The sequence below is a fragment of the Streptomyces sp. NPDC051109 genome, assembly GCF_044455885.1.
GTDB lineage: Bacteria > Actinomycetota > Actinomycetes > Streptomycetales > Streptomycetaceae > Streptomyces.
On the sequence record NZ_JBITFF010000012.1, the window covers coordinates 238807 to 248321 of the forward strand.

Annotated in this window: 9 protein-coding genes; 7 read left to right on the plus strand and 2 right to left on the minus strand. The window is 71.9% G+C overall.

The features are described from left to right. Nucleotides 1–167: 167 nt before the first annotated feature. Complete coding sequence (locus ACIBAD_RS23195; protein WP_398908223.1) at nt 168–3314, minus strand: BTAD domain-containing putative transcriptional regulator; 3147 nt, start codon at nt 3312–3314, stop codon at nt 168–170. 132 nt (nt 3315–3446) lie between these two features. Here ACIBAD_RS23195 and ACIBAD_RS23200 point away from each other — a divergent pair, with 132 nt between their 5' ends. From ACIBAD_RS23200 to ACIBAD_RS23230, 7 genes are all read left to right on the plus strand, one after another. Then, the gene (locus ACIBAD_RS23200) at nt 3447–4667 is read left to right on the plus strand and encodes an amidohydrolase family protein (protein WP_134073527.1); all 1221 of its coding nucleotides are present in this window, start codon (nt 3447–3449) and stop codon (nt 4665–4667) included. Between the two features lie 42 nt (nt 4668–4709). Beyond that, on the plus strand, nt 4710–5573 hold the full coding sequence (locus ACIBAD_RS23205; RefSeq protein WP_134073529.1) for a trypsin-like serine protease: 864 nt from the start codon (nt 4710–4712) through the stop codon (nt 5571–5573). A gap of 35 nt (nt 5574–5608) precedes the next feature. Next, a complete protein-coding gene (locus ACIBAD_RS23210; protein ID WP_398908224.1) occupies nt 5609–5770 on the plus strand; it encodes a hypothetical protein in 162 nt (53 codons plus the stop codon). Between the two features lie 788 nt (nt 5771–6558). Beyond that, nucleotides 6559–6912 carry a hypothetical protein gene (locus ACIBAD_RS23215; protein WP_134073531.1) on the plus strand — a complete coding sequence of 118 codons (354 nt, stop codon included), beginning with the start codon at nt 6559–6561 and terminating at the stop codon, nt 6910–6912. Nucleotides 6913–7087: 175 nt separating this feature from the next. Beyond that, nucleotides 7088–7711: a hypothetical protein gene (locus ACIBAD_RS23220; RefSeq protein WP_398908225.1), complete on the plus strand. Its 624-nt coding sequence runs from the start codon at nt 7088–7090 to the stop codon at nt 7709–7711. Between the two features lie 420 nt (nt 7712–8131). Beyond that, nucleotides 8132–8392: a hypothetical protein gene (locus tag ACIBAD_RS23225; RefSeq protein ID WP_398908226.1), complete on the plus strand. Its 261-nt coding sequence runs from the start codon at nt 8132–8134 to the stop codon at nt 8390–8392. A 77-nt stretch (nt 8393–8469) separates the two neighbouring features. Next, nucleotides 8470–8790, plus strand: coding sequence for a hypothetical protein (locus ACIBAD_RS23230; RefSeq protein WP_134073535.1), 321 nt, complete (start codon nt 8470–8472; stop codon nt 8788–8790). Nucleotide 8791: 1 nt separating this feature from the next. Here the strand turns inward: ACIBAD_RS23230 and ACIBAD_RS23235 are convergent. Continuing rightward, on the minus strand, nt 8792–9515 hold a 724-nt coding region (locus tag ACIBAD_RS23235; RefSeq protein ID WP_398908228.1), incomplete at its 5' end, for an NUDIX hydrolase.

Consider the following 9515-nt stretch of genomic DNA (forward strand, 5'->3'; position numbering starts at 1 on the left):
GTTCGGCGATTCCCCCGCGGACCGCCGAACGGGTGGTCCTCCAGCCGACTCTCGCGCCCCCCGACGCGGTGAGTCGATGTACCTATCCTGGCGGGCGGCGATAAACGAACGATGAATGCCTCGTTCATCCGCCGATCAGCGCACGACCGGCCGACGATCGGTGCAGCTCAGGCCGCTATCTCCGCAGCCAACAGGGCTTGTACTTCAGCCAGTTCCGCCGACTTCAGCTGTTTGAACACGACCTCGGCGTCCCGCCAGCACACCCGCGCCCGGTCCCGCTGCCCCAGCCTGCGCAGCGCCTTGCCCAGCACCGTCAGCACGGTCGCCCGCCGCCACTCGCCGCCGATCCCGCGCAGCGCGATGGCCTGCTCGGCGTGCGCGGCGGCCAGCGTGGGCCGGTGCGCGGCCAGATGGGCCACGGCGAGCCGGAAGTGCGTCACGCCCTCCCACAGCGGCTGCCGGTTGTCGTGGAACAGCGAGAGCGCCTCGGTGAGCTGCTCCTGCGCCTCGCCGAGCCGCCCGGCCTGGGTGAGGGCGATGCCCAGGGCGTAGCGGCCGTTGGCCAGGCGCAGCGTCAGGCCCATCCGGTCGTATATGGCGATGCCCTGCTCGGCGAGGTCGATGGCGCTGGTCAGCCGGCCCAGTTCGACGTGGATCCGGGAGAGGTTGCACAGCGCGCTGGCCTCGCCGATGTGGTTGCCGTCGGCGCGGAAGTTCTCGATGGCCTCCAGCAGGTACCGCTCGCCGTCGGCGTGCCGCCCCTGGTAGAGGGCGATGATCCCGCGGTCGTTGGGCGCCCAGCAGCTGGGCAGCGGGTCGCCGGCCTCGCGGGCGAGGTCCATGGCCTGGCGGGCTTCCTCGTCGGCCTCGCCGAAGCGGCCCGCGACCAGGTGGGCGTTGGTGAGGGTGGTCCGGGCCCGGCCCTCCGCGTGCGGGTCCTTCGCCGCGTGGGCGGCGTCGCGCAGGGCCACGGCGGCGGACTCGTACTGCTTGGAGTTGGCCCCCGACTCGGCGAGGTCCTTCGCCGCCCACAGCAGGTCGACGGCCCGGCGCAGTACGTCCGCCCGCCCGGTCGAGCGTACGGAGGCCTGCCGGACGCACGCCAGCAGCGGGTCCGCCTCGGCGTACAGCCAGTCGAGGGCGGCGCGCGGCTCGGCGAAGCGCAGCCCGGGGTAGTGGGTGGCGGACAGGTGGGCCGGGAGCCGGTCGCCGGGGCGCTCCACCGCGTACACCGCGGAGGCGGTGGCGAGGTAGAAGTCCAGCAGCCGGTCGAGGGCGGCGTCCCGGCTGCTCGGCGGCTGCTCGTCACGGTCGGCGCACGCACGCGCGTAGAGGCGTACGAGGTCGTGGAAGCGATAGCGGCCGGGCGCGGCCGATTCGAGGAGGGAGCAGTCCACTAAGGCTTCGAGGAGGTCCTCGGTGTCGTACTCGGGCAGGTCCAGTGCGGCGGCCGCGGCGGCCAGCGAGATGTCGGGCCCGTCGGCGAGGCCGAGGAGGCGGAACGCGCGCTGCTGCTCGGGCTCCAGCTGCCCGTAGCCGAGCTCGAAGGTGGCCTTGACGGCGAGGTCGCCGGCCTGGAGCTCGTCGAGGCGGCGGCGCTCGTCCGCCAGCTTCGCGGCGAGGACGGACACGGTCCAGGTGCGGCGGGCGGCGAGCCGGGAGGCCGCGATGCGGATGGCGAGCGGCAGGAACCCGCAGGCGCCGACCACGTCGAGGGCGGCCTGGCGTTCGGCGCCTACCCGCTCCGTGCCCACGATCCGGGTGAACAGCTGGAGGGCCTCCTCGGGGCTCATCACGTCGAGGTCTACGAGATGGGCCCCGGCGAGGCCCGCCATGCGGACCCGGCTGGTGACGAGCGCGGCGCAGCCCGCGGTGCCCGGCAGCAGCGGGCGGACCTGGGCGGCGTCGCGGGCGTTGTCGAGCAGCACCAGGACGCGGCGGCCGTCGAGCGTGGAGCGGTAGAGCGCGGCCCGCTCGGCGGCGCTGTCCGGGATGGCCGTGTCGGGGGTGCCCAGGGCGCGCAGGAAGGAGCCGAGGACGGCGACGGGCTCGGCCGGCCGCGGCTCGGTGCCCTGGAGGTCGGCGTAGAGCTGGCCGTCGGGGAAGTGCGGGCGCGCGGCGTGGGCGACGTGCACGGCGAGGGTGGTCTTGCCGACGCCGCCGATGCCGGCGAGCGCGGAGACGGCCATGACCTGGCCGTCGGCGCCGGACAGGATCTCGCCGAGCTCGCTGACGAAGGTGGCACGGCCGGTGAAGTCGGCGACGGTGGCGGGCAATTGGGCTGGCCTCACGAGGGCGGGTGCGGCGGCCGGGGCCGGGGCCTCCGCGCACGCGAGTTCGGCGTCCGCGCGCAGGATGCGCTGCTGGAGGGCGGAGAGTTCGGGGCGGGGGTCGACGCCGAGTTCGTCGGCGAGGAGCCGGCGGGTGTCGGCGTACACGGCGAGTGCCTCGGCCTGGCGGCCGCTGCGGTACAGGGCGAGCATGAGGAGCTCGCGCAGCCGTTCGCGCAGCGGGTGGGCAGCGGTGAGGGCGGTGAGCTCGGAGACGGCCTCGGCGTGGTGGCCGACCTCCAGGTCGAGGTCGAGGCGGGTCTCCAGCAACTGGAGGCGCCATTCGGCGAGCCGGGTCCGCTCGGTGTCGGCGTGCGGGCCGGGGACCCCGGCGAGCGGTTCGCCGTCCCACAGGTCGAGGGCGCGGCCGAGCAGCGTACGGGCGAGGCTGCGGTCGCCGGAGCCGCGCGCGTGGTCGGCGTCGGCGGCGAGGCTGCGCGCGACGCCGAGGTCGAGGGCGTCGGCGGGGGTGTGGATGGCGTAGCCGCCGGACTCGGTGACGAGCATGCCGGGCGCGAGGACCTTGCGCAGGCGGGAGGCGTACGTACGGATCGTGGCGAGGGCCTGCTGCGGGGGGTCCTCGCCCCAGATGGCGTCGATCAGCTCTGGCGCGGTGGCGGTGCGGCCGCCGCGCAGCAGGAGCGCGGCGAGCAGGGCGCGCTGCTGGGGGGTGCCGGAGGGCAGGACCTCGCCGCCGCGCCAGGCGCGGATGGGGCCGAGGACGGCGAAGCGGCAGGCGTCGGGTGCGGTGGTGGGGTCGGTGGCGGCTGCGACCGCGGCCGCGGTGTGCGCGGCGGCCGGGGAGCCGGTGAAGGGCGTGCCGGTCGGGGCGTCCGGGGCATGCGTGCCGGCCCGGGCGTCTGCGGCGCGCGCGGCCGTGACGTCAGGCCGAGCCCCGGTCGTGGCGTCCGGCGCGGCAGCGGAGTGGCGCCGGGCTGCCTCGGGGTGGTTCCGCTGGTGCGGGATGGCCGGTATGCCGTCCATCTGTCGTCCCCCCTGCCTTCCGTCGGTGTAAGGGCCAGTCTGCCCTGTCTTGCGCTTACCCGTCAGCCCGTGTCGGACCGATCACCCCCCAACTAGCTGACGGTTCGTCAGATCAGCGCTACCGTAGTCCGCATGGAGACCTTCCCGAAGATCATCTCGGTGGACGACCACACGGTTGAGCCTCCCCACGTCTGGCGGGACCGGCTCCCGTCCAAATACCAGGACACCGGCCCCCGGATCGTCCGCGCCCCCCTGAAGGAAATGACCTTCCTCGGCGGGAAGTTCGCGCCCGTCATGGGGGCCAGGGGTGACGACGGCCCGATCGGCGACTGGTGGGTGTACGAGGACCTGCACCGACCGCTCACCCGCCTTGACACCGCCGTCGGCTACGACCGCGACGAGATCAAACTCGAAGTCATCACGTACGAGCAGATGCGCCCGGGCTCCTTCTCGGTTCCCGAACGCCTCGCCGACATGGACGTCAACCACGTCCAGTCGGCGCTCTGCTTCCCGACCTTCCCCCGCTTCTGCGGCCAGACCTTCACCGAGGCCAAGGACCGCGAGCTCGGCCTGCTCGGCGTACGGGCGTACAACGACTGGATGGTGGAGGAGTGGTGCGGCCCGGAAGCCCGCGGCCGTCTGATCCCGCTGACCCTGATCCCCCTTTGGGACGCCCGGCTGGCCGCCGCCGAGGTCCGCCGCAACGCGGAGCGCGGCGTGCGCGCGGTCGCCTTCTCGGAGATACCGCCGCACCTGGGCCTCCCGTCCGTCCACACCGACGAGTGGGACCCCTTCCTCCAGGCGTGCGACGAGACCGGCACGGTCATCGCGATGCACATCGGCTCCTCCTCGCGCATGCCGTCCACCTCGGCGGACGCGCCGCCCGCGGTCGGCTCCACCATCACCTTCGCCAACTGCTGCTTCTCGATGGTCGACTGGCTGATGAGCGGCAAGTTCGAGCGCTTCCCGAACCTCAAGATCATGTACGCGGAGGGCCAGATCGGCTGGATCCCGTACATCCTGGAGCGCGCCGACGTGGTGTGGGAGGAGAACCGCGCCTGGGGCGGGGTCGCGGACAAGGTGCACCGCCCGCCCTCGGAGCTCTTCGCGGAGCACGTCTTCGGCTGCTTCTTCGACGACCCCTTCGGCCTGAAGAACCTGGACTCGATCGGCGTCGCGAACGTCCTCTACGAGACCGACTACCCGCACTCGGACTCGACGTGGCCGAAGTCCCGGGAGGTGGGGCAAGCCCAGATGTCCCACTTGGACCCCGCGCTGGTGGAGCGCATCGTCCGCGGCAACGCGATCGACCTGCTGGGCCTGACGCCGGACGGCCTGTGGGCGGGAGCCTAGGGGGGCCGGGGGTCCCCTTGCGGCGAGGGCGAAGATCAAGGCATGCTTCGCCAGAGCAAAGTGGGAGGGGCGGTGACGGTGGACAAGCGGACCGTGGTGACCGGGGTGTTGTGCGCGGTGGCGGCGCTGGGTGCGTCCGCTGCCATGACTAAGGTGGTGCCGGCCGCGGAGGGCCGGTCGGAGGCGCCGGTCAAGGCGGCGGCCCCGGCGAAGCCTTCGCCGAGCACGCCTTCGCGATCGCAAGCAGCGAAGCAACCGCAGCTGAACACCTCGGGAACGCCCCGACCGGGCAGCCCCGCCGCCTTCACCGGCGCCCTGTTCGAAGGCGGCGTGCAGGGTGACCACTTCTGCACCGCCACCGTCGTGCACAGCCCGGGCAAGAACATGATCGTCACCGCCGGACACTGCCTGCTCGCCGGAAAGCCCGATGGTGGAGGAGCGGTCTTCGCACCCGCGTACGCGAACGGCGGAGCCCCGTACGGCGCCTGGACCATCGAGGAGGTCTTCGAGGACTCCCGCTGGTCCGAGGGCTCGGACGACGACTACGACCTCGCGTTCGCCCGCCTCGCCCCGGACGCCTCGGGCCGCAACATCGAGGAGATCACCGGCGCCGCGACCCTGGACACCACGGGCCGCTCGGGCGAGGAGATCACCGTCACCGGCTACCCGGCGGACCGCAAGGTCCCGCGTACGTGCACGGCGTCGGCGATCCGCGAAACCCCGACCGAACAGCGATTCGACTGCGCGGACTTCCCGGGCGGTACGAGCGGCAGCGCCTGGCTCGCGAAGGACGGCAAGATCATCGGGATTCTGACGGGCGGCGACACGGACGACGTCTCGACGAGCACGATCCTGGGCGAGTACGCGGCGACGCTGTACGCGAAGGCGACAGCGACGGCCCACTGAGCCGCTGCGGTCAACAGGTCGAACATGTAAGGCGGTTGTGCGCCCGCTGCAAGGTCACCGGTGACCGCGATGCGGTCGGCTTCGGGTACGTCAGCGACCTCTACCCGGAGAAGCCCGCGGACCGCCGGCCCCACCGCTTCCTGTACGGCCAACTCCAGGCACAGGCACAGGCACAGGCGCAGGCACTCGCACCCTAACGGAGCCGCCAGTTCATCCGCGACACCGTCCGGATCTACGCGCGACCCTCGTGAGCGGTGAGCGGTGAGCGGTGGGCGGCGCCGACGCTCAGCCACGGGCCCCGCTTTCCCACCCCGCCAGGGCTCCGCAGGCAGAACACGTCGCCCTGCCGACGGGTTCTCGCACCGGCGCGACAGCCTCCGGGACTTCGTGCTGGAAGAGCCAGGGGGCATTCGCATTCCCTTCCAAGACGCACTTGAAGCGCTGCTGGCGCCTCAGTTCGAGGGCGTCCTTGTGTCGCATGCGGCCCACCCCCGACGACGCCATTGCGCTCCAGAACGCACCTAGTACGGCACAGATCAGCGCGAGCCTCACCAACATGTCTGCCACAGCGGGTCCCTTCGGGTGATTCGCACAACGGGGCCCGCGGTCGAGCCCTCGGCAACATCTCCACATAACGCAGCGGCATATGCAGAGTTATGCCCCGCGCTCTCATTAAAGCCATGTGCAGCACCCTGTCGGGTTGCAGTAAATTCCTATTTTCGTGGGTGGCCGGTCCGGGGGGCAGGCCGGGCGAAAACGTGCCGGCCCGGCAGCACGGCGGTCGCACGACCCCCACACAGGCGACACCGAAACCCGCGCGAGGAGGAGGCCGGCCGGCGCGAGCCGGCCCCCTGATCCACCCCGGCCCACCGCTCGGCATCACTGCCCTGAGCTGCGGCGAACCCTGATCCTGGCGGTCTGCCGCGACTGCGGGAGCGGCTAGGGGAAACGGTCCGTACGCGTGCGCTCCGCCATCATCACCCGCATGGCTCACACCCTGCCCGGCGCCGGAAGCGTTGGTTGGACTATGACAACCGCAAACCTCGGTGCAATCTTTCATCGGCTTTCAGAAGAGGAGGATGTCCCCGTTCGCACAGGGGGCGCCCGGATGGGTAAGTGGACATTCACACCGGCTTCATCTGACCGAGCCCAGGGCGGGAACGCGGCTCTGCATCATGAAGGTCTGAAAATCGAGCTGAATTACTCGTCCTCGATCTTCGAGGATTTCCTTGAAGCGATGAGTTCGATCCGCCACGAGTTCAATCGGCGGTCACACGGCGCGGCTGTATCCGGGATGTGCAGCACCGACGGCCGATTGAGGCAGGAATCCCGTGTATGAACCATACGGCCATCACGACTGGACCGGCTTCCCCACCCAGGCGGACGCCCGCACGGTACGGCAGGCGTCCGATGCCGAAACGCACCTCGGTATGGGGTTTTCGCCACTCGGGGCGGCCCAGGAGAACGGCGCGTGGGATCCGGCGGAGGAGCTCGCCTGTCTGCTTCAGGGAAGCATGGGCGATCAGACGGAGTCCCTGGACCGGGTCGTCTTCGACGAAGTGAACGACGCGCTGAGCGCCACCGGGCTGGTGACCGGACCGCCCGGCATCGGGCGGGTACAGGCGCAAGCGTCCGCCGGGCACCGGCGTCGGGCCGTCAAGGCGAAGGCGCCGGCAATGGCCCTGATGCGCACGGGCAGCATGTGCACCGCCGTGCTGGTCGCGCTCATCGCCGCCGTCGTGAGCATCTTCAGCGGGCTCGCCATCTGCGACGCCCTACGGCACAGCGCCGTACCCCACACCGGCCACGACGTGGTCAGCTGGTGGCCGCTGCTGATCTACGGCCCCTGGATGGTCGCCTCGCTGTCCATCCTCAGGGCGGCCCTGCACCAGCGCCGCGCCGTCCACTCCTGGTCCATCGTCCTGTTGTTCTCGACCCTGGCCACACTCCTGTGCGTGGCCCAGGCGCCGAGGACGCTTCCCGCGCAGGCCGCGGCGACCCTGCCCGCCATCGCCGCGCTCGCCTGCTTCCAGCAGCTCGTCCGCCAGATCACGCTCACCCGGCCGCCCCGCCAGCCGACCCCGCGGCACCGCAACTCCAGGCCCTCCCCGGCTCCCAGACTCCACTACGGGGCTTGACGCCCACGTTCGGGAAGTCCCAGGCCGACACCGGTGCGCCGCCCGCGCGAAGTTCCGCGCCCGGCAGGCGCTCGCCGGGTGCGGTCGAGGACGGTGAAGGCCGTGGCGGCGCGGTTGCGAAGCGCGGGGACGCCGGACCGGAGAGGGCCGCAGTCCGCCGAACCGGTCGTGGCCGCGCCGACGAGGAGGGAGTGGGCGCCACCGCGTAGGGCGCCGGGGACGAAGGCGCGACAGTCTCTGACCGCATGGAGAACGTGGTCCTTTCCAGAGCCCGTCGTAGTGATCGTTTTCATCTGAGGAACGACAACCGAATCCGATAAGTCACGGGCGGTCCGCAATCCAGTCGCGACGGCCGCCGAGCGCTGCCCCGTACCCGTCCCCAGGCACTCCCGCACCGCTCACTGAGAGAGGACAGCAACCATGGCGTACGAGCCCTCATACGTTGAACAAATCCGGTACAAGCGGCTCCAGGACGCCGCGTACCAGGCAGGCCTGGACGCCGCCACCAATCTCCAGGCGGCCCTCGCACTGGCGGGAATGGTGCTCCCCTCCCTGGCCAACGACGGGCCCGTGGGCGCCCGCGGGTTCGTCCGTCTCGGCGGCTGCAGCGTCGCCGTCGCCAACCAGCTCGCCGAGGTGATCGCAGCGGGCGCCCAAGCCCTGCAGGAACAGGGGGTGTGAGCACCCGTCCCCCATCGCGCCGTTACCGACCCCGCCTCAACTTCCCCACCGCCAGGCAGACTCCAGGAGGCCCTCGCATGAAGTGGCGCGATTCCCCGCACGTGCCCAAACCGCAGGAGACGCTCGACCCCTACCGCTATCCCGGCGTAAGGGCCTTCGAGGTTGCGGAGGGCATGGCCGACGCCCGCCTCCCGAGCTCCGTGCCCATCCCGGACCCGGAGGAGGGGCCTCACGGCCGCATCAGCGCAGCGCACTACCGGCGCCTTGAGCTGCACGCCGCACTGACCGCGGCCGGCATCCCACCGCTCGCCGGGGACCTTCACGCCATCGAGGCCGTCTCCGCCCTGGACGGCCCCACCAACGCGGCCGTCCGGCGATGGATCGCCGGCGCCCGGTGACTCACGTCACCGTACGGTCCTGGTGACCCACCAGGCCGAGATGGACGGTCTCGGCCGGGGGGTCGGCCAGCAGCTCGGCGAGTCGCGGCGGCCACAAGGGCTCCCCGAGCGAGGCCAGGGCCTGCTGCGACAGCCACCGCCAGTGAGCGTCGGGCGACTCGGGGACGGGATCGCGGCGTGGGCCGGTGGTGACGTAGATGTGCTCGTGCTGCCGTACGGGGATCCCTTGATGGGTGAAGTCGTGCTCCCAGGTGCACAGCAGCCGCTGCGGCACGAGATCGGTCCACCCGGTCTCCTCCCGCAACTCCCGCCGCACGCACTCCTCAGGGGTCTCCCCGGGATCCATCCCCCCGCCGGGCGGCAGCCAGTGGATCCCGACCTCGATGTTGTTCTCCCGGAAGAGGAACACCGATCCGCTGGGGGAGAGGATGACAATCCGCGCTGCCTGCCGAGGAGTTCTCATCACCTCAGCGTACGACGGGAAGGGCCCGGCGGGGTTGGGGTCGGGAGCGCCGGCCGGGGACTGCCGGGAGCCGGGCCCGGCGGGGCCGGCGGGGCTGGCGGGGTCGGCGGGGGCGGGGGCGGCGGGCCCGGCAGGGTCGGCGGGGGCGGCGAGGTCATTGGGGTCACCGGGGGCATCGGGGTCACCGGGGGCGGAGCTGCGGCCTGGTGGGGTCAGTGGGAGTCCGGGGGTTTCCCGGCAGTCCACTGTCCTTCCGTGTCGG